This is a genomic window from Flavobacterium sp. ALD4, from assembly GCF_002836475.1.
Taxonomy (GTDB): domain Bacteria; phylum Bacteroidota; class Bacteroidia; order Flavobacteriales; family Flavobacteriaceae; genus Flavobacterium.
Genome location: NZ_PJBJ01000030.1, coordinates 988570 through 1008625 on the forward strand (window position 1 = coordinate 988570; position 20056 = coordinate 1008625).

General features: G+C 35.3%; 16 protein-coding genes. 3 read left to right on the forward strand and 13 right to left on the reverse strand.

The genetic code is table 11. From position 1 onward, the window contains the following. Positions 1-74: 74 nt before the first annotated feature. The 3 genes from feoB to CXF59_RS13110 form a co-directional block, all read right to left on the reverse strand. Complete coding sequence (gene feoB, locus CXF59_RS13100) at positions 75-2174, reverse strand: ferrous iron transport protein B (RefSeq protein ID WP_101138198.1); 2100 nt, start codon at positions 2172-2174, stop codon at positions 75-77. After that, the gene (locus CXF59_RS13105; RefSeq protein ID WP_101138199.1) at positions 2174-2413 is read right to left on the reverse strand and encodes a FeoA family protein; all 240 of its coding nucleotides are present in this window, start codon (positions 2411-2413) and stop codon (positions 2174-2176) included. Before CXF59_RS13105 ends, feoB begins: the two co-directional genes overlap by 1 nt. 164 nt (positions 2414-2577) lie before the next feature. After that, positions 2578-3243 carry an SCO family protein gene (locus CXF59_RS13110; protein ID WP_101138200.1) on the reverse strand — a complete coding sequence of 222 codons (666 nt, stop codon included), beginning with the start codon at positions 3241-3243 and terminating at the stop codon, positions 2578-2580. A 136-nt stretch (positions 3244-3379) separates the two neighbouring features. Between CXF59_RS13110 and CXF59_RS13115 the strand changes: the two genes are divergently transcribed. Both CXF59_RS13115 and CXF59_RS13120 read left to right on the forward strand, forming a co-directional pair. Further along, positions 3380-5443 (forward strand): M13 family metallopeptidase, encoded by a 2064-nt coding sequence (locus tag CXF59_RS13115; RefSeq protein ID WP_101138201.1) that lies wholly within the window; start codon positions 3380-3382, stop codon positions 5441-5443. Between the two features lie 210 nt (positions 5444-5653). Continuing rightward, the gene (locus tag CXF59_RS13120; protein WP_101138202.1) at positions 5654-7717 is read left to right on the forward strand and encodes a M13 family metallopeptidase; all 2064 of its coding nucleotides are present in this window, start codon (positions 5654-5656) and stop codon (positions 7715-7717) included. Positions 7718-7804: 87 nt separating this feature from the next. Here the strand turns inward: CXF59_RS13120 and CXF59_RS13125 are convergent, their stop codons facing one another. From CXF59_RS13125 to CXF59_RS13145, 5 genes are all read right to left on the reverse strand, one after another. Next, the gene (locus CXF59_RS13125; RefSeq protein ID WP_232758869.1) at positions 7805-8752 is read right to left on the reverse strand and encodes a DMT family transporter; all 948 of its coding nucleotides are present in this window, start codon (positions 8750-8752) and stop codon (positions 7805-7807) included. A 1-nt stretch (position 8753) separates the two neighbouring features. Next, positions 8754-9557 (reverse strand): SDR family NAD(P)-dependent oxidoreductase, encoded by an 804-nt coding sequence (locus CXF59_RS13130; RefSeq protein ID WP_198554696.1) that lies wholly within the window; start codon positions 9555-9557, stop codon positions 8754-8756. Positions 9558-9659: 102 nt separating this feature from the next. Further along, positions 9660-12077 carry a M28 family peptidase gene (locus tag CXF59_RS13135; protein WP_198554697.1) on the reverse strand — a complete coding sequence of 806 codons (2418 nt, stop codon included), beginning with the start codon at positions 12075-12077 and terminating at the stop codon, positions 9660-9662. Positions 12078-12099: 22 nt separating this feature from the next. Further along, positions 12100-12447 (reverse strand): hypothetical protein, encoded by a 348-nt coding sequence (locus CXF59_RS13140; RefSeq protein WP_101138205.1) that lies wholly within the window; start codon positions 12445-12447, stop codon positions 12100-12102. Then, positions 12447-13973, reverse strand: coding sequence for a carbon-nitrogen hydrolase family protein (locus CXF59_RS13145; RefSeq protein ID WP_101138206.1), 1527 nt, complete (start codon positions 13971-13973; stop codon positions 12447-12449). The genes CXF59_RS13140 and CXF59_RS13145 overlap by 1 nt, the downstream gene beginning before the upstream one ends. Before the next feature lie 191 nt (positions 13974-14164). Between CXF59_RS13145 and CXF59_RS13150 the strand changes: the two genes are divergently transcribed. Further along, positions 14165-14497, forward strand: coding sequence for a single-stranded DNA-binding protein (locus CXF59_RS13150; protein ID WP_101138207.1), 333 nt, complete (start codon positions 14165-14167; stop codon positions 14495-14497). Between the two features lie 349 nt (positions 14498-14846). On the opposite strand, the gene CXF59_RS13155 is transcribed toward CXF59_RS13150, so the two are convergent. From CXF59_RS13155 to CXF59_RS13175, 5 genes are all read right to left on the reverse strand, one after another. Further along, complete coding sequence (locus CXF59_RS13155; RefSeq protein WP_101138208.1) at positions 14847-15746, reverse strand: histone deacetylase; 900 nt, start codon at positions 15744-15746, stop codon at positions 14847-14849. 355 nt (positions 15747-16101) lie between these two features. Further along, the gene (locus CXF59_RS13160) at positions 16102-16731 is read right to left on the reverse strand and encodes a chloramphenicol acetyltransferase (RefSeq protein ID WP_101138209.1); all 630 of its coding nucleotides are present in this window, start codon (positions 16729-16731) and stop codon (positions 16102-16104) included. Positions 16732-16950: 219 nt separating this feature from the next. Continuing rightward, on the reverse strand, positions 16951-18207 hold the full coding sequence (locus CXF59_RS13165; protein WP_101138210.1) for an OmpA family protein: 1257 nt from the start codon (positions 18205-18207) through the stop codon (positions 16951-16953). Positions 18208-18441: 234 nt separating this feature from the next. Further along, positions 18442-19131 (reverse strand): HAD family hydrolase, encoded by a 690-nt coding sequence (locus tag CXF59_RS13170; RefSeq protein WP_101138211.1) that lies wholly within the window; start codon positions 19129-19131, stop codon positions 18442-18444. A gap of 15 nt (positions 19132-19146) precedes the next feature. After that, positions 19147-20052: a DMT family transporter gene (locus tag CXF59_RS13175; protein ID WP_101138212.1), complete on the reverse strand. Its 906-nt coding sequence runs from the start codon at positions 20050-20052 to the stop codon at positions 19147-19149. Positions 20053-20056 lie beyond the last annotated feature (4 nt).

A 20056-nucleotide genomic window follows, 5' to 3' on the forward strand; every position in this document is an offset into this window, starting at 1 on the left:
TTAGACAAATTAAAAATAATAAAAGTGTAAATTTTAACGTTTGTTGATAAGTATAAAAAAGTGCTGCGGATAAATTACTTTAGAATTTGATACGCAATGAGCGCTACGATGTATGCAAAGGCACTCATCAATATAAGCTGCCCTAATGGCCACTTCCAAGAGTTGGTTTCTTTTCTCGTTATCGCAATCGTACTTGCGCACTGCAAGGCAAAAGCATAGAATAACAACAAAGAAATCCCTGAAGCAAAATTAAATATTTTCTCACCAGTTACGGGATTGACTTCTGCCGCCATTTTATTTTTTATAGTGTCTTCATTTCCAGTACTTCCTACACTGTAAATAGTGGCTAATGTACCTACGAAGACTTCTCGCGCCGCAAAAGAGCTAATGATTGCGATTCCAATTTTCCAGTCGTACCCTAGAGGAGAAATAGCAGGTTCAATACTTTTTCCCATGATTCCAATGTAAGAGTTCTCTAGTTTGTAAGCAGCTACTTTATTCTCTAGTTCCTCTTGTGGTAAGCCAGCGTTTTCCGTTTTTGAAAATTGTATAGCTTCTGCGTTATTGAATTTTTCCCCAGGACCATAAGAGGCCATGAACCATAGTACAATTGATATTGCTAGAATTATTTTTCCCGCGCCAAAAACAAATGCTTTTGTTTTTTCAATAACATTAAGTGCTACGTTTTTTAACATGGGCAGTTTATAGCTTGGCATTTCTACTACAAAGAAAGTTTTACACTTTATTTTCAGGATTATATTTAGAATGTAAGCTGAGAATATTGCCATTGCGAAACCGATTAGATACAGTAACATTAATGTCAATCCTTGAAGATTAAATATGCCCAAGACATACGTATCCGGAATTACTAACGCGATAATAATTGCATAAACGGGCAATCTGGCAGAACACGTTGTGAACGGAGTAACTAGAATGGTTATTAAACGCTCCTTCCAGTTTTCAATATTTCGTGTTGCCATAATTGCCGGTATAGCACAGGCTGTTCCGGAAATTAAAGGGACTACACTTTTTCCTGATAAGCCGAAATTCCGCATGATTTTATCCATTAAGAAGACCACTCTACTCATATAACCACTTTCTTCTAAAAGGGAAATAAAAAGAAACAAGAAGGCAATTTGTGGAATGAAAATCAGAATTCCTCCAATGCCGGGAATAATTCCTTGGGATACTAAATTAGTTAATACACCCGCCGGCAGTTCGTTATTTGCTAAAGTGCTTAACGAAGCAAAAGTACTGTCTATAAAATCCATTGGGACTTTGGACCATTCGAAAATAGATTGAAAGATCACAAATAAGATGACAAAGAAAATAACATATCCCCACAGTTTGTGGGTCAACACTCGATCGAGTTTACTGCGAAAATCTTTGGCAATTGAGGCGTCTACTTTTAAGCCCTCTTTCAAGACGTCATTAATAAATTGGTAGCGTTTAATGGTTTCTTTTTGTTGCAATCGTTTTAAATCTGAATGCGATTTAGTAAAGGAACCTTGAATCTCTTTACGTTCTAAATTTAAGAAATTCACGTCTTGGGTGATTACCAGCCACAATTTATACAATAATTGATTAGGGAATGCTTTACGAAGGCTGTTGAAGTATTCTGGGTCTATGCTTGAGGCATTCAGACAGGGTTCCGTTGGAATGGATTTGTAGTTGACAATCAAATCTTTTAATTCATCAATACCATAGCCTTTTCGAGAACTGATCAGGGCAATTTTTGTTTTTAGGTGCTCTTCTAAATAGGGTATATTTAAGGTAATCCCTTTATATTCCATTCTGTCAGCCATATTAATGACTAAAATGGTTGGGATTTCTAAATCTTTTATTTGGGTAAACAACAGTAAATTACGTTTCAAATTTTCTACGTCAGTAACTACGATTGCTACATCAGGATATAATTTGTCCTTTTTGTTCAGCATTAATTCAATGACAACATTTTCATCGATGGAACTGGCGTTCAGACTGTATGTACCTGGTAAATCCAGTATATTTCCTTTAACATTATTGGGTAATTTGCAGAAACCAATTTTTTTCTCAACAGTGATTCCTGGATAATTACCAACTTGCTGATTGAGGCCGGTAAGCTGATTAAAAACCGAAGTTTTTCCTGTATTTGGGTTGCCTATTAAAGCAATATTAATATTCTGATTAATCATTAAAGCTTGATTTTGATTAGTTCAACTTCAATCTCTTGAGCTGTTTCAACTCGAATAGCTAAATGGGAACCGTTAATGTTTAAATATAAAGGGTCTCCAAAAGGTGCGATTTGAAGCAATTCAACCGTATTTCCAGGCAAGCAGCCCATCTCGAGTAGCTTTAATGGAATGATGTCAATATCAAAATCTTTGATAATGGCTTTATCCCCTTTTTTAAGTGAATTTATCGTTGTTCGCAAGTCTTATTTAGATTGAATTAATATTGCAAAAATACATATTTTAATACTAAAACGAATGTTAATTGTCACTTTTATACTGACACTCAAATAAATTAGGATCAAGCAAAAGTATTAAAGAGCTTGGTATTAAATAGTAAAAAGTTATTTACTTTCGTTTGGCAGTGCTACTCGTTGCTTAAAAAATTAATATCGATTATTAATTTTTCGATATCCTCTTTTTTGGTACCGTCATAAAAACCACGCACCCTTTTTTTAGCATCGACTAATACAAAATTTTCGGTATGAACCATATCGTATAGCTCGCTCGGTTTTCCCAGTTTTACAGCCAAGTAGGACTTTCGGGCCATGGTGTATATTTCTTTTTTATCACCGGTAACCAAGTTCCATTTTTTATCATTGACGCCATATTTCATTGCATATGCTTTTAAAACGGGTACACTGTCTGTTTCTGGAAACACAGTATGCGAAAGTAACATCACTTTTGGGTTATCAATAATCGCTTTTTGGACTTCAAATAAATTTGCAGTCATTTTTGGACAAATGGAGCCACAGGTAGTAAAGAAAAAATCGGCTACATAGATCTTGCCTTCATAATCTTTTTGAGTGATGGTCTTTCCGTTTTGATTGACAAATGAAAAGTCGGCTATGGTGTGGTATTTACTGATGTATTGTATGGTGCTGTCTACTAGCTCTGGATTTACGTCAGAAGGATTGTACGTAGGAAGGCTTTTAGTGGGCTTGAGGGCTATATAAAACAAGCATAGCGTGATAATGGAGAAGACTAGGAAAACACCAATAAATATTCGGTATTTCATATAAATGGATTTCATATAAATAATTTTTGTAAAAATACAAAAAACGGGGCTTTTTACCGTTAATTTATACCATTGTAATTTTAACAAGTGTTTTGACACTGCTATATTTTTTATCGATAGTTTTGTGAAACTAACCAACTATTCAATTAAAATGAAAATAAAACTCAATAAGGGGCTTCTTTTAGTGGTTCCCGCAATGATTGCTTTTGCGGAGGCTCAAGCTCAAACCGTTACCTCAAGTAAAGAACCGGGAATAAATGTTTCGTTTTTTGATAATACAGTAAAACCCGCAGATGATTTTTTCCGATTCGTAAATGGAACTTGGCTTGATAAAACCGAAATTCCAAGTGACAGAACTTCTTGGGGAAGTTTTAATGAATTGCTTAAAAAAACCGATAAAGATGCCTTAACTATTTTGAAAGAAGCATCAAAAAATCCAATTTATAAATCAACAACGGATCAGGGAAAAGCAATTAACTTATTCAATTCAATTTTGGACACGGTTGCAAGAGATAAACAGGGTATTGGCCCGTTAAAGCTTTATTTGGCAAAAATTGATAAGGTCAAAAACACTAAAGACTTGCAAAAGTTATTAATTGAAATGGAACCTACTGGTGGGATAGGTTTTTTTGGGGTAGGAGTGGGTGCTGATGATAAAAACAGCGCTAAAAACTCATTAAGTGTAGGTGTTGGAAGGTTAGGTTTGCCCGATCAGGATTATTATTCTTCACAAGAAAAAGATACGAAGGAAAAAAGAGATAAATACGAGCAACATATTGCTAGGATGCTTCAGTTTATAGGAGAGACTCCAGTGCAAGCCAAAGCAAGTGCTAGTCAAATTTTAGCTTTGGAAATCGAGATGTCTAAACCACGGTTGGACCGCGTAGAGCGAAGAGACGGCAGATTGCAATACAACCCGATGACCATTGCAGAATTACAGAAAATGACGCCGGCAATTAATTGGAGCGACTATTTTGCGGGTATTGGTTTTACAAAGTTAGATACAGTAATCGTTGCGCAACCAAAATACATGAAAGCGTTGCAAACAATACTTTCTGAAAACAATGTTTCTGCATGGAAAGAATATATGAAGTGGACTTTATTAAACGGTTCAACAGGTTTATTGTCGACTACGGTCGATGCAGCTAATTTTGATTTTTACGGAAAGACACTAACCGGAGCAATTAAACAAAGACCAATTGAAGAAAGAGCTTTGCAAACGGTTAACGGAACAATTGGTGAAGCTTTAGGTAAATTGTATGTTGAAAAGATGTTTCCTGCTGAAGCAAAAGAAAAAGCGGAGAAAATGATCCGTAATATTATTTTGGCATATCAAAATCGGATTAATAATTTAACTTGGATGTCAGCAGAGACAAAAGTGAAAGCGATTGAAAAATTGAATAAGATTAACATCAAAATCGGATACCCAGATAAGTGGAAAGATTATTCGAGATTGAATATAGAAAGTATAGCCGAGGGTGGAAGCTATTTCGAAAACATAAAAAATCTTTCCCGTTGGAGTTTCCAGAAAGATATCGACAAGTTAGACAAACCAGTTGATAAAACAGAGTGGTACATGTCGCCACAAACAGTAAATGCTTACTATAATCCGTCGTATAACGAGATTGTATTTCCGGCAGCTATTTTACAGGCACCATTCTATAATTACCAAGCAGATGAAGCTGTAAATTACGGTGGAATTGGAGCTGTTATCGGTCACGAAATCTCTCATGGATTTGATGACTCAGGCGCTCGTTACAATGCAGATGGAAATTTAATTGACTGGTGGACAGCTGAAGATTTAACACGATTTACGGCGCTGGGAACTGCTCTTTCAGACCAATACAGCGCATTAGAACCGCTTCCAGGAGTTCATGTAGATGGTAAATTTACTCTTGGAGAAAACATTGGTGACTTGGGAGGAATAAATGCCGCTTATGATGGTCTACAATTGTATTTAAAAGACAATAAAAATCCAGGACTCATAGACGGGTTCACCCCAGAGCAACGTTTCTTTATTTCTTGGACCACGGTTTGGAGAACCAAATCACGTGATGAAGCGATTAAAAACCAAGTAAAAACGGATCCACATTCTCCAGGAATGTACCGTGCGTATGTGCCGGCTCAAAATGTTGATGCTTTTTATAAGGCATTTGACATTAAAAAAGGCGACGGTATGTATATTGAACCTGATAAAAGAGTTAAGATCTGGTAGTTGTCAAACTACCATGACTAAAAAATCCCAAGTGAAAGCTTGGGATTTCCTAATTTAAAAAAAAAGGAAACCACCAATAAATATTTCAAGCATTTCAATTGAAGAGACTTTTGAAATAAAGGATATGAAATTATTGGCTTTTTTGATTAAACCTTTTATAAATTGCGAAGTCTAAAAAAGATAAATTAAGATAACTAATCAACTATAAAAATGAAAAAAAACAGCAACAGGCAGCTTCTTTTTGTGATTCCTGCACTTTTTGGACTTACAGTTACGCAGGCACAAACAGTTCCACCCGTAAAAGAACCGGGTATTAATGTCAATTATATGGACAAGTCAGTGAAGCCTGCCAACGACTTTTTCCGATATGTAAACGGGACATGGTTAGACAATACTGAAATTCCTTCTGACAGAACACGTTGGGGAAGCTTTGATGAATTAAGAAAAAAGACAGACGCAGATGCTCTGGCAATTTTAAAAGAGGCAGCAACAAATCCAAAATACAAATCAGATACTGACCAAGGGAAGGCAATCAATTTGTACAAAACGATACTTGATACTGTAGGCCGCAATAAATTAGGGATTACACCATTAAAACCCTACTTAAAAAAAATTGATGCGGTTAAAAACACCAAGGATTTAGAAGCCTTATTAATCGAAATGGAGCCCTTAGGAGGGATTGGTTTCTTTGGCGCAAACATTGGTCCAGACGCTAAAAACAGTAATAGAAATGTAATCAGTGTGGGGCCTGGAGGTGTAGGTTTACCAGACAGGGATTATTATGTTTCTGAAGATGCTGATTCAAAAGAAAAAAGAGAGAAATACGTGCTTCACGTAGCTAAAATGTTAGGATTTATTGGTGAAAAGCCTACCGAAGCTAAAACACATGCGGAACAGATTTTAGCACTTGAAATCGAAATGTCAAAACCTAGGTTTGACCGTGTAGAAAGAAGAGACAGAAGAAAATCGTATAACCCCATGACTGTCGCCGATTTACAAAAATTGACGCCTTCTATCAACTGGAATACCTACTTTACTAAAATAGGTTTGAAAAACGTGGATTCGTTAATCGTGTCACAACCGAAGTATATGACTACTTTAGAGTCGGTTTTTAAAGAAAATAAAGTAGATTACTGGAAAGCTTATATGCGCTGGTCATTATTAAACAGAGCTTCAAGTCAATTGTCAACTGCAATTGAAAATGCAAACTTTGAGTTCTATGGTAAGACCTTGACAGGTGCCGTAAAACAAAGACCAAGCGATGAACGTGCCTTGCAAGTAATTAATGGAAGAATCGGGGAAGCTTTAGGGAAATTATATGTAGAAAAGATGTTTCCGGCTGAAGCCAAAACCAAAGCAGAGAAAATGATAAAAAACATCTTTATTGCTTTTGAAAATCGAATCAATAACCTTGCTTGGATGTCACCAGAGACAAAAGTAAGTGCAGTTGAAAAATTACACATGTCAAAAATTAAAATTGGGTATCCTGACAAATGGAAAGATTATTCAGCCTTAGTAATTAAGAACCCAGAAGAAGGAGGGACTTATTTTGAAAACACAAAAAATATGGCTAAATGGCGTTATGAGGAAGATCTTGCAGACTTAACTAAGCCAGTTGACAAAACAAGATGGGGAATGTCTCCACAAACAGTGAATGCTTATTACAACGCATCATATAATGAGATTGTATTTCCAGCAGCTATTTTACAACCACCATTTTATAATTACCAAGCAGACGAAGCGGTAAATTATGGAGGAATTGGAGGGGTTATCGGACATGAAATTTCTCATGGGTTCGATGATTCAGGATCACGATACAATGCCGAAGGGAATTTAGTAGATTGGTGGACAGCAGAGGATTCAAAACAATTTTCAGCGCTGACCACAGCTCTTGCAACTCAGTACAGTGCTCTCGAGCCATTACCAGGAACTTTTGTTGATGGTAAATTTACTTTGGGAGAAAACATTGGTGATTTAGGAGGAATAAATGCCGCTTATGATGGATTACAATTGTATTTAAAAGAAAATGGAAACCCGGGTTTAATTGATGGGTATACACCAGAACAACGGTTCTTTTTCTCTTGGGCTACAATCTGGAGATCTAAAGCGCGTGATGAAGCGATTAAAAATCAGGTAAAAACAGATCCACATTCTCCAGGAATGTATCGCGCTTACGTGCCATTGCAAAATGTGGATACCTTTTACCAGGCGTTTGGTATTCAAGCAAATGATGGTATGTATATTGCTCCAGAGAAAAGGGTTAAAATCTGGTAATAAAAAATAGTTTTAGCAAAAAGAAATCCCAAGTTAGCGCTTGGGATTTTTTAGTTTATTTGTGCTTTTGCGAAAGCGTAAAACGGTCTACGTAATCGTGTTTTTTAAGGCCAATCGGCGGGCTTTTCTAATCGAATGATTCACCATATACAAACCAAAAATAGTTATTCCACCTCCAATTGCAATCACCATTGTAAGTGCTTCTCCAAAAATCAGAGCACCTAACAGAACAGCGACAATTGGATTGATGTAGGCATAGATGCTATTTATCTCTGCCGGAAGATTTTGCAGCATGTAGATGTAGGCAATAAAAGACAATACGGATCCGATAATTACAAGGTAGGCAATGGACCACCATGAAATTGCTGGAATTGACATTAAATTGACTCCAGTTCCAGTTGCACCAGTAACGGCAAAAAGGATCAAGCTTGAAATCAGCATTTGTAGTCCAAGGCTAAAATATGGATTGAAAGTAGCCGCTTTTTTCTTAGTGTATAAACTTCCAAAAGCCCAACTGATCGTTGCGATAAATGAAAGAAGAATTCCAAATCTGAAATCGGGTTGTAGAAAATCGCTAAGATGATCATAGAAAATGACGCAAACACCGCTAAAACTGATTGTTAGGCCCAGAATAGCTAGCTTCGCTAATTTTTCACCCCTGAAAAAAGTAATGATAACAATCCACAATGGGAAAACAGCATTTAAAATAGCACCTAAACCACTACTGATGAATTTTACTCCCCAGGTACTTAATCCATTGCTTAATGCAAAATTAAGAATACTTAAAATGATGATTGTTTTCCATTGTTTTCCCTTGGGCCAAACCTCCTTTTTGTAGATGAAAAAGGAAACGTAAAGTATACCTCCGATAAATTGTCTAATTCCTGCTAGTTGCAATGCAGGCATGTGTCGTACCCCTTCCTTTGAAGCGATCCACGTAGTTCCCCAAAAAAAACAGACCCAGCATAAGGCTATTATTGGCAATCCGACAGCATTTATTTTAGTCGAAAAAGCAGTGTGTATTTTAGACTTCACTTTATAGGTTCGTTATTGTAAAAGTATAGTTAAGTTTTTTTACCAATTTATCTTCTAAAATAGTTTTTCCAACCGAAAGTGTATCATGGTTAAACTTGGGCGGCACTAAATTTAATTTCAATGCTTTTTTGGTATAATACGCTTCGCGGGAAGGGTGTGCTGGAGCTGCCGCATTATAGGTTTCTCCCCAAGAATTCTTTTCAATTATTTTAAGGATAATACCAATACAGTCCGTTTGATGGATTAAATTAATTGGCGCATCAGGGTTTTCGAGGTTTTCGCGGCCTGCTAAAAACCGAATCGGATTTCTATCTTCACCAATTAAACCCCCAAAACGCAGTATCGTAGTTTTAAAACGACTGTTACCCTGCAAAACACCTTCTACTATAGCTAATTGTTTTCCACTTTCAGAATCAGGGTTTAGTACTGTTTCTTCGGTCACTTGATCATTGTCATCCCCATAAACCGAAGTTGAACTGATAAAAAGGATGTTTTCAATGGTCGATTTCTCGATAAATGGGATTAAGATCTCGATTTTACTAACAAAGTTTTCTTTGTTGATTCCTCTTAATTTGGGTGGAATATCAATAATCAGAATTGTACTGCCTTTTAAAAAATCCTCGATTGGACCAGAAATACGGTCGGCTTCAAGCGCAATTAAAAAAGGATGGATTCCGACCTTTTCTAAAATCGAAATTTTATCGGGAGAAGTAGTCGAACCATTGACACGAATCCCTTTTGCCAATACTGCTTTCGCCAATGGTAACCCTAACCAACCGCAACCTAAAATGCTGATATTTTTCATTTTTATATTCTGTTTGTCAATAAAATTTAAGCAGCGTCGCAAGCAATGACACTACAAATTGACTTGCGCAAATTTGAGTAAAATTATTTAACTTTTATAGTATCATTCGCAATTATTACTATTTTTTTTTTGAACAGTTGAGTTTATTGGTGTCGCAACAATGGTTGTGTTTTGTGTTGCGCTTTCAGTGCTGATTGGTTTAGCAGTCTGAATGAATAAAGTAGGCTTTATTGTTTGTTTAATAATTACGGCATCAGTCAGGACAAAAGGAGTAGGCATCATCCAAGAAGCTCTTTTTGAAATTGAGAACAAGGGGTTCTGCATTAAATCAAACGAGCTTTCCATTAATTCCATATCAAAAACGGCTCTTATATTGATGTTGAACTCCATTTCTAAAGGGGCGTTATCCACAACATAGTAACTCAACAGTTTTTTTCCTTTTCGGTTAAACTGGGTTCCTTTTTGATTCATATGAGTTGCGCCATTAGCTCTTAAATTATAGAACACCATTTTTTTATTGGCAAAAACATCATAACGGTTTACTGCTCGGTTGGGAGAGATTCGAAGTTTTAAATACCTTTTATTTCCTGCAATACTGTCTTTTAAGAATTCGATAGTAGGTTTCTGGAGTTCTTTTTTTGGAGCAGGGGCAGCATAAGTAAAGGCCGAATTGTATTTGCTGAACAAGGGGGTTTGATTCAAGGCTGTAGCGGATTTCGGGTTTTCTCCCAAATATTCTTTGGTCCAAGGATCCAGATTAACATCATAAGTTGCCCAACTGGCTTTATCGGTATCGGTATTATAAATGTATAATAAACTGTTTGATTTTGCCTTTCCTTCTTCATAACCGGATTCGTAATGTGCTTTCGCAAAAAAGCCAATGGAGATCAGTAAAAAAAGAACGGACCACAACCATTTTTTGGTGAAATAACCAAAAACAAGGAATAGCAATCCAAAAGTCAAAACAGTAAGAAGTGCACTTCCAAAAAGCACTTTTAATCCCAAGCCTATCGGGAACATTTGAATGAAGGGAACAAACAACAACAAGGCAGGAATACTGAAAATAAGATTTAGTGTTGTATTGACCTTTTGCGTGACGATATAGTAGCCAAACAGGAATAGTCCGCAGTAAATAGGAATAATTAGAAAACCAGCACCTTTTAGGTAAACGGCTAATAGTAGGTTAAGGATTAACCATATAAATAAAGGAGCCACGTAGTGATTCACCGCAACTTTTTTAGAAGCAGAACGGCTATAAAAAAATAGGGTTATCGCTAAAGCAAGAAATACAAAAGCAGCAATGTAGGCGTGACCATTATAGGTAAAACCATTTAGTAAATCATTATACTGGGGATAGAGTAGTAATAATCCTTTCCAACCAATAAAAGTAATCAGACCAGTGGAAATCAGAGAACCTAAAAACGGTATAAATCCTCTTAAAATTCTTTGAAATGTTAATATTTTCTTGGCAAGTCCGATGAAAACAAGAAAAAGAAAGAGTAGAAATGCCAAAATAGTCATTGGTAAAACCCAACTGAAAGGATAACTTATAAATGTAAAAGGGATGGTAAAGTAGACATAATCCTCATCAGATTTTGTCGTGTTCAAATCGGCATTTGAAAAATACTTCAATAAAGGCATTAAATACGTTCCTTGGTGTGCTAATGTGTTTTTGTTTAAATGATTGATATCATCTTGGGCGGTATGGTAGTTGTAATGGTCGTCGATAAATGCAAAGTTATAGCCTTGAATGTTCTTTTGTTCTCTAAAAATAGTTAGATCAGTATCATTAGGCAGCATTTTATAAATACTGTACATCAATGAGTTTGCTACCGGAAAAGTTGTGTTTGCTGCGGCAAATTCTTTTACCAGACCACCATTTCCGCCGTTTGTTTCCATTAACATATAACTTGGCCCAGAAGTACCGCGGGCTTCGAAATTAAGGACTAGTCCTACTTCTTTTGCCCAATTGTGCTGGGTTGCAAAAAGAGCCGCTCCATTTAATCCTAATTCTTCTGCATCCGAAAACAGGATGATAATATCATTTTTATGGTTTTTTTTAGCATACAAAAAGGCGCGGACACTTTCTAAGATTGTTGCCACTCCAGAACCGGCATCGCTTGCGCCATGGGAGTAGGAATGGGGTGCGCTGTCGTAATGAGAAAGAAGTAGTAGGGCTTTCGAATTACTAGACGTTCCTTTTATTCTAGCCAAAATATTCCGTGACTTTACTAAATTTCCCCACTCGGTCAAAGTATAGCCTTCCTGTATGGAAGTTTGCAGTCCTAACTTTTGTAACTCTTTTTGTAGATAACCAGCAACCTGGTCGTGATTTTGAGAACCAACATAGTGCGGTTGTTTCGAAATTGCTTTTACTTTTTCTAATGCCCTTTCAGTTGAAAACTCAGAAAGCAGTACGCCGTTGTCTGATGTCCACTGCGGCATCATGGTAAGGAAAAGTATTGCTAGAATTGCTATAATAAAACTGACGGCAAAAAGTGAGGAAAAGCTTTTTTTCATATTTGGGAAATTTGGGAGGGTATTAAATGTCTTTTTTGACTAACATATAGAAATCATTATCCAAAAGCATATAGCCTTGATCATACAAAAAATAGTAGGTATTTCCTGTTTTGGTTTTCAATATATTAGTTAAAAATTCAAAATCAAAACCTTTGGTCAATAATTTTGCTCGGGTTGTTTTTGATTTTCCTTCCGGATTAAGTTCTGATAGAATGCGATAATTCTTGCGCAACTTGTTATTTGTGTTGCGCATATAATTATTGCTGTCTTTGTTTATTTTGTTATTATAGGCATTGCGACAACCATCGCTGCAGAATTTTTTATCCTCGCGGCCCACAATTTTTTCTGTACATTCTAAACAATTTTTCATTACTTTAATTTTTTCAAACTATACAAGTCGTGTCTTCGGTCCTTCATGGTGTTTACACTTCCGTGTTCGTGTAATTCTTTCAGTAAATTAATATCCACATCTACAATTAAGGTCATTTCGGTGTTTGGAGTTGCTTCTGCTTTAATTCCATTACTTGGGAATGCAAAATCAGAAGGGGTGTAAACAGCCGCTTGTGCATACTGAATATCCATATTGTTTACTTTTGGCAAATTCCCAACACAACCTGCAATGGCCACATAACATTCGTTTTCAATAGCTCTCGCTTGGGCGCAATGTTTTACACGTGTATATCCATTTTGAGTATCTGTTAGGAAAGGAACGAATAAAATATTCATGCCTTGGTCGGCCATGAGACGAGAAAGCTCGGGAAATTCCACATCGTAACAAATCATGATCCCTATTTTTCCGCAATCGGTGTCAAAGGTCTGGATAGTGTCTCCACCCGTAATTCCCCAATGGAAAACCTCGTTTGGTGTAATATGAATTTTGCGATACATTTCATTTGTACCATCACGTTTACAAAGAAAACCTACATTATACACGTGTTCATTTTCTATGAAAGGCATGCTTCCCGTGATGATATTGATGTTGTAGGAAATAGCAAATTCCTGGAATTTTAGCTTTACAGCTTCGGTATGTTTTGCCAGTTCTCTAATCGCTTCTGCTTCTGACAAGTGATTAAAATCAGCCAGTAACGGTGCTGTAAAAAATTCTGGAAATAGGGCAAAATCACTACCGTAACCTGAAACGGTATCAATAAAAAATTCGGCTTGGTCAAAAAGGGCATCCAAATTAGTTAAGGAACGCATTTGCCACTGGATCAATCCAAGTCTTACCACACTTTTCGTGGTGTTGATTAATTTTGGGCTATCGTCGTAGTAAATATTGTTCCATTCTAGTAAAACGGCATATTCTAAAGATTCCGTGTCGCCTTCTAGATAATTTTTAAGCACACGAAGCTCATGAAAATCATTACTTAGTTGAAACGATAAAACAGGATCGTAAACTTCTTTTTTCTTTACTTTTTCGATATAAACTTTAGGAGTGATTTCATCTTTAAACTTTCCGTAATTGGGGATTCTTCCCGCAAATATGATAGATTTTAGATTTAACTGCTCGCATAATTCTTTTCTAACGTCATATAAACGGCGACCCAATCGAAGTCCGCGATATTTAGGATTAATAAAAACATCAATTCCGTATAGGACCTCTCCATTGGGGTTGTGAGTTGAAAACGTAAAATTACCAGTAATAGCATTATAAGACCGTGTTTTAAAAGCAAAATCTTCCGTAACTAATAAGGATAGTGCTGAACCAACCACAACGCCATCTACCACGATTACCAATTGTCCTTCGGGAAATTTTTTTAATAAAAGTTCAATTTGCTCTTCTCTCCAAAATGATTCTTCCATTTCTGGGTAGGATTCAATCATGGATTTTTTTAATTGTTTATAATCTTCAATTTGTAGATTACGTAATTCTATTGATTTAATATTCGCTGGCATAAAGGAGTTTAAATTTTAGGCTAAGATAGGAAAAATTGTATCCGTTTTCAAACGGTTACAAGTATTTACAACCGAAAGTAATTGAACGTTAACCGAATAAATTTCTCCAAACCTATAATCTTTGCAATGTCGAAATTAAATAACAATCGGCAGGGGTTTTAATCTAACAATAACATTTAAATTTACACGCCATGAATGCATTAAGAAACAAAGTACAGTTAATTGGACACTTAGGTAATGATCCTGAAATCAAAACTTTTGAAGGAGGAAGAAAATTAGCCAATTTTACATTAGCTACTAATGAGAGCTACAAAAATGACAAAGGAGAAAAAGTGGAGGAAACGCAATGGCATCGATTAGTTGCTTGGGGTAAAACGGCTGACATCATTGAGAAATTCGTGACTAAGGGTAAAGAAATTGCAATAGAAGGGAAGTTGACACATAGGAGTTATGATGATAAAAACGGGGAGAAACGCTATCTCACAGAGGTGGTCGTTACTGAAGTACTTTTATTAGGCAAATAAGAGGATGTTACTAATTGCACGGATTGCGTAAAAAATTCGTGCAATTTACTTTTTAACTTTCAAACGAGAAATACTATCGTTTTTATTACAAGATTCAGTGAAGAGTATTCCACGTAGATTAAACCTAATAATTCAGTTCAAGATTGTATATGATGTGATGTTTTATTTAATTCCTTCCTTTTTAAATGAAAGATCGAACATCAGATTATTATTGTCTTTTTTATTTTAGTTGTTCCAGATTTAGTTGCTATTACGAAACTGAAATTCGAAACTACAAGGGCAATTAGCAATAGTAAAAAGCCTAATAGAATTAAAGTTAAAAAGTAAATAGTTCTAGTTTTAGCTGTTTTTAGAATATGTTTTTAGCAACCCTATAAGTATTTGCGTGAGCTTCGATAATAGTTTTTATATCAGGAGAGTATCCACCACCCATTGAAACTTGAATTGGAATTTGGTATTGTGAACAAAATTCGAAAACTAATTCGTCTCTTTTTTTACAGCCTTCAAGGGAGCAGTTTAATTTGCCTAGTTTATCAGTAGCTAAAATGTCAACGCCAGCTAAGTAAAAGATGAAATCAGGTTTTTGAGTTTCAATTAATTTTGGTACAACATTTGAGATTACTTTGAGAAACTCTTCATCTGACGTATTATCATCAAAGGCAATATCTAAGTCAGAAGTTTCTTTTTTGAATGGGTAGTTAGTTTTGCCGTGTGTTGAAAAGATAAATACATTAGGGTTTTTACTAAAAATTTCAGCAGTGCCATTTCCTTGATGTACATCTAAATCGATAATTAGAATCTTTTTTGCGAGTTTATTATCCAATAAAAATTGAGCTGCAATTGCTTGATCATTTAGCAAGCAAAAAGCTTCACCATGAGTGGAGTAAGCATGATGTGTCCCTCCCGCAATATTAAAAGAAACCTTTGTTTCAAAAGATTTTTGAGCACAAATTATTGTTCCTTGTGCAATCCTTAATTCACGTTCAACAAGTTCTTTTGAAAGAGGAAATCCAATCTTCCGTGCCGCTTTTGGATCTAAAGTTAATTGAATTAGATCATTTACATACTCTTGTTTATGAATCGCTAAAACAGGAAGTAAATCACAAATTTCGGGTTCGAAAAAGTTGGATTGTAAAGCTGTTCCCTCATGTAATAATTGTTGAGGAAGTAATTCATATTTCAACATTGGAAATCGATGGCCGTCTGGCAAAGGATGCTGATATATTGGATGAAATGCAATTGGAAACATAAAAATTATTTTGAAGTAGTAAAAAAGGTAATAATATCCTTAAAGGTACTAAAGTTCATCTTTTCTAATTTAGTATTAATTTCATTCGAGGGAATAAGTTATATGATATGTATTATAACAAGTATTGGCTCCTGCTTAAGTCAGTGACGTGATATAGCGCTTGATTCTGTACTCGTAAAGTTTTAAATTATTATTATAAGTTTTCTTAATGATAAAGTCAATCCCATTAATTCAGATACTTTTTCTTACTAGGATAATTTGCGGTGTCAAATAGGATTTATTTAATTTTTGAAATAATTATTTTAACTTAAGAGTCACGTTTTTCAATAGTAAGGAGTGTCGTCAGGCGTATTTTTTATTGATTCATGATTTTTTGAAAAGAATCTACAAATTGTCCCAAATGTAAGCCGTCCATTAATCCGTGGTGTACATGAATTGACATGGGCATGGTTTTTTTACCATTTTCGGAAACCTTCATTTTACCAAAAGAAATCTTGGGACAACTATCCGGAAAAGTATAGCTTCTCGCATGTGATAATGAAGTGAAATCTAACCATGGTATTGCCGAAAAGTGAATTACGTTATCGTTTTCAAATGTGCGGGTAAAAAGTCCAGTGGTGCTTTGTATGCGTTCTATTTCCTTTAAAGCGATTTCTTTAAAGTGGTCAAAATCGGGATCGTAATGTATTAAGGAGAAGCCAAAAGTACCATCTTCACGGCCTATTGTTGCCGAAGCATCAACACGGTCGCAGATGTATATTTTGTCATCTGAAATGCGATAGCGAAAAGGTTCATTGGTGTTGACTGCAACCAATGTTTTGTGTAGATAATAGATGAAAAAGGAAGCTCCAAGCGCTTTTGATTTGTTATAGGCAGTGGTACAGTCGATTTCTACCGTAGCGCCAAAGAAAGGTTCTTCAAATTGTTTAAAAAAATGGAAATGCTCCTTTCGAGGCCAATTATCAAGATCTAAAAGTGTTTTCAAGGTTTTCGTAACTTAAATTATTTTTCAAAAGTACAGCTATTCTTTTAATTTATAAATTCATTTGTCCAGATATTCGTGAAGTAAGCAATGGAGTTGAGGTAGTCGTGTTCTATGTTTTCTTTAATTTTAACGAAAGTGGGGTGCAGGTCAAAAAACAAGGATATAAAAAAAGCCCTAAAAGGATTTCCTTTTAGGGCTTTTTTATAATCTAAGAATAAATTATTTTATTCTGAAAGTAACTTTTCTAACTAATTTTCTAGCACCTTCTGAATCTTTTTCAACTGAATTGTCTTCACCAGCAGCAAGTACATTCAATCTTGAAGCATCGATATTAGCTTTCATTAAAATCTTTTTCACGTTGGCAGCTCTTTCATTAGATAACTTGTCATTATATGCAGATCTTCCCAATTCGTCAGCATGACCAATAATGTCAACTGAAGCACTAGGATTGTTTCTTAAATAAGTTAAGATAAAATCAATGCCTGTAGTAGAAACAGTAGTTGGATTTGCTTTATCGAAATCAAAATAAGTAGCTATATAACCACCGTTGACTAAATTTCTAATCAATTCGTTATCAGTTGCAGTAGATTGATCTTTTTTGTTAACGTAGTTTGCTGTTAAGTAGTTTTCTAATTCGTCAGGAACGTTATTGTTGTTTAAATCAATAGCTCTACCCTTAGAATCAACCATTACGCCAGAAACTGTATTTTTTTCAAGATCTAAGTAATCAGCAACCCCATCTTGATCAGTATCAATCAGCATAGTTTCAAGACTGTCAACCCTGTCAGTCAAAGCTAATACATCTTTGTCGATAAGAGTTACCCAGTCAGCATGTTTCTCATTTTTACCTAAGTAAACTGTTACACCTACTGTACCATTAAAAAGAATTCCACCAAAACCTCTTGTATTAGCACCATTTGCACCATCAAAAGTTAAGCTTTGTTTTGCATTAAGGATAGTTGTAAAATCTCCTGTTAAAGCAACTCTGTCAGATAATTTAATTTGACCAGTTACACCAGCCATAAAATTACCTACTCTATCTTTAGCGTACGCACCATCTGTTTTTTCTAAAAAACCTAAACCAAAACCAGCATGACCTAATAAGCCAAGTGTATTAGTCCAAGTTTCGAAATTCATGATTCTTCCCAAGTTAGCAACAGCTTGTAAATCTGCTCTGTAGTATTTAGTGTCGAAACTTTTTGAATCGTCACCATTTGTAAAGCTATTGTAACCGAAGTCAGCTTTAATACCAAACTTGTTGTTAAACATGTATCTAACTCCTAAATCAGCAACGTAAGGACTTACCACTGCGGTTCTAGTACCTGCACTCATAGGTCTTTGTGGTTTGTTAAAACCACCCGCTAATTCAACTGACCATTGGTTAAATTCAGGGTTAATCTTTTTTACAGGCTCTGTTTGAGCTGATAATGTTGCGAATGCCGAAGCAAAAACCAACGTAAGTATAATCTTTTTCATTGTTATCTATTGATTAGAATTTGTGCAAAATTAGCTAATTTTGTTTAATAAGAAATTTCGAACAGTAAATTTTATAAAAATTAAATATAATTATATAAAAACTAACGATAAACCTTAAATAATTAACTTTGTATTACGTTTTTAATAATTATTCACCTGGTTTTCGGTGCTATTTAATTTTTTATTTTGACAGTTAGGTAATTTAAAATGAGATTTTTAATAGGAAAAAACGTCTTATGGCAATTGTTTTAAGACGTCCGTCATTTTTTCATAGGTCATGAAATTTTCATGGATTATTTCATGGTCGATTTTTTCATGGGCCCAAGTGGTATGAAAGGGAATATGAACGGCATGTCCTCCAATAGCCAGAACAGGTAAGATATCCGATTTCAATGAATTTCCAATCATAAAAAATTCGGATGGTTTTATTTCCAATCGTCTAATCAAGTCCGTGTAATCCACCTCCTGTTTGTCTGACATCACTTCAATGTGATGAAAATAATGTCCTAATCCCGAATTATGCAGTTTTCTGCGCTGATCTAATAAATCACCTTTGGTAGCAACTACTAGTTTGTATTTCCCATGTAAAGCTTCTAGTGTTTCTTCAACACCAGCTAATAAAACAATCGGTTTTTCAAGTAGTTCTTTACCGTATTGTAATATTTTATCGATTATTTCAATGGGAAGGGTATTATTTGAAATACGCATGGCTGCTTCAATCATGGAAAGAATGTAGCCTTTTATACCATATCCGTACAACTTTAGATTATCGATTTCCATCTTAAACAGTTCTCTAGAAATACTTTGATGCGACAAATAATCTTCCATCAAGCCACAAAATTTTTGCTCTGTTTCAGCAAAATAGGTTTCGTTGATGAATAAAGTGTCATCAGCATCGAAGGCAATTACTTTTAAATTTTTCATTTTATTTTTTTAGTACTATAGAGGAATATCCTCTTTAATGTTACTTACTGTGTTTTTTATCGAAAGTGTTTTAGTGTAAAAGGTTATACGGATACCCAAAAGTAAAATAAGACCGCCAATAATCATATTCAATGTGATTTTTTCATCTAAAAAGAACCAAGCTAATACTGACGTCAAAACGGCTTGCCCTAATAAACTCAATGAAACCCTAGTGGTACGCATGTGTTGTGTAGCGTAACTAATGGATAGCCAGGCTGTCAATTGACATACCAACGCCTGAACCAATAAAACGAACCAACCTGTGTTTGAAAAGCCGGAAAAAGGTTCGTCAAGTGCCACACAAAAAACAGCCAGATATACGGTGGATACTAGTAAACTGATCGTCATGAATGATAGTACGTCCATTTGAGAAAGTACTTTTTTACTCACTAGTAAATATATCGAATACAAAACTCCGGCTAATACGGCCAATAGAAATGCCGTATCAAAGTCTAATTCCAAGAAAAATTTAAAACCGACCAACATAGCCATTCCAAATAATGCCACTGTCGTTCCAATCCAAAAATTAGTTGCTGGTTTCGTGTTAAGGAAGACGTAGGAGATAATACCCACCCAAAGTGGAGCTAAATTAACAAGCAAGGAAGCTTGAGTAGCACTTGAATTTTGAATCGCGATATTCCAAACGGCAACATCAGAAGCAAACAATACTCCGCAAAGTACGGCTAGGATTAGAATTTTTTTGTTAGGTAGTTTTAATTTTTTTGTAATTAGTACATACGGTAAAAGCAACGATAGTGAGATTGCCATTCTGTAAAACGCAGAAATCAATCCAGGGGTCAGTCTGAGTTTAACTAATATTGGAAAAATAGAAATACAAAGTATTCCAAAAGCTAAAGCTAATCTTGGTTTTGCGTTCGTCATTTTA

Bases quoted from the DNA above. Each gene is read 5' to 3' on its own strand.
- CXF59_RS13170 (WP_101138211.1), bottom strand. From the start codon at position 19,131: ATGAAAAATTTAAAAGTAATTGCCTTCGATGCTGATGACACTTTATTC.
- feoB (WP_101138198.1), bottom strand. From the start codon at position 2,174: ATGATTAATCAGAATATTAATATTGCTTTAATAGGCAACCCAAATACA.
- CXF59_RS13150 (WP_101138207.1), top strand. From the start codon at position 14,165: ATGAATGCATTAAGAAACAAAGTACAGTTAATTGGACACTTAGGTAAT.
- CXF59_RS13165 (WP_101138210.1), bottom strand. From the start codon at position 18,207: ATGAAAAAGATTATACTTACGTTGGTTTTTGCTTCGGCATTCGCAACA.
- CXF59_RS13140 (WP_101138205.1), bottom strand. From the start codon at position 12,447: ATGAAAAATTGTTTAGAATGTACAGAAAAAATTGTGGGCCGCGAGGAT.
- CXF59_RS13115 (WP_101138201.1), top strand. From the start codon at position 3,380: ATGAAAATAAAACTCAATAAGGGGCTTCTTTTAGTGGTTCCCGCAATG.
- CXF59_RS13135 (WP_198554697.1), bottom strand. From the start codon at position 12,077: ATGAAAAAAAGCTTTTCCTCACTTTTTGCCGTCAGTTTTATTATAGCA.
- CXF59_RS13145 (WP_101138206.1), bottom strand. From the start codon at position 13,973: ATGCCAGCGAATATTAAATCAATAGAATTACGTAATCTACAAATTGAA.
- CXF59_RS13120 (WP_101138202.1), top strand. From the start codon at position 5,654: ATGAAAAAAAACAGCAACAGGCAGCTTCTTTTTGTGATTCCTGCACTT.
- CXF59_RS13130 (WP_198554696.1), bottom strand. From the start codon at position 9,557: ATGAAAAATATCAGCATTTTAGGTTGCGGTTGGTTAGGGTTACCATTG.
- CXF59_RS13175 (WP_101138212.1), bottom strand. From the start codon at position 20,052: ATGACGAACGCAAAACCAAGATTAGCTTTAGCTTTTGGAATACTTTGT.
- CXF59_RS13155 (WP_101138208.1), bottom strand. From the start codon at position 15,746: ATGTTTCCAATTGCATTTCATCCAATATATCAGCATCCTTTGCCAGAC.
- CXF59_RS13110 (WP_101138200.1), bottom strand. From the start codon at position 3,243: ATGAAATCCATTTATATGAAATACCGAATATTTATTGGTGTTTTCCTA.